The organism is Burkholderia sp. E168m23 (assembly GCF_016586125.1).
In the GTDB taxonomy this organism is placed as follows: domain Bacteria; phylum Pseudomonadota; class Gammaproteobacteria; order Burkholderiales; family Burkholderiaceae; genus Burkholderia; species Burkholderia orbicola.
The window spans coordinates 1-673 of the sequence record NZ_BCPP01001642.1 but is presented as its reverse complement, the minus strand read 5'-3'; the positions used below and the strand labels follow the sequence as shown (position 1 = coordinate 673).

General features: G+C 63.7%; 1 protein-coding gene. It reads left to right on the top strand.

The features are described 5' to 3' along the window. On the top strand, window positions 1-673 hold a 673-nt coding region (locus tag JMF90_RS39400; RefSeq protein ID WP_374104350.1), incomplete at both ends, for an amidophosphoribosyltransferase.

Below are 673 nucleotides of genomic sequence, written 5' to 3'. Positions count from 1 at the left end.
GGGATCATCCTCGCGCACAACGGCAACCTGACGAACTGGCAGCAACTGAAGGACGAGATGTTCCGGATCGACCGCCGGCACATCAACACCAATTCCGACAGCGAAGTGCTGCTCAACGTGTTCGCGCACGAGCTGCAACTGTCGACCACGGGCCTCGAGCTCGATCCGGCGTCGGTATTCAAGGCGGTCTCGGGCGTGCATCGCCGCCTGCAGGGTTCGTACGCGATCGTGTCGCTGATCGCCGGCTACGGCCTGCTCGCGTTCCGCGATCCGTTCGGCATCCGTCCGCTGTGCATCGGCAAGCTCGAGACCGAGCACGGCACCGAGTGGATGGTCGCATCGGAGTCGGTGGCGGTCGAAGGCATCGGTTTCGAATTCGTGCGCGACCTGGAGCCGGGCGAAGCGATCTTCATCGACAAGGCCGGCAATTTTCACAGCCAGCAGTGCGCGGAGAACCCGACGCTGAATCCGTGCATGTTCGAATACGTGTATCTGGCCCGTCCGGATTCGTGCCTCGACGGCGTGCCGGTCTACAACGTGCGCCTGCGCATGGGCGACTATCTCGCCGAAAAGATCAAGCGCGAACTGCCGAACGTGCCGATCGACGTCGTGATGCCGATTCCCGATTCGTCGCGCCCGGCGGCGATGCAGGTCGCCGCGAAGCTCGGCGTCG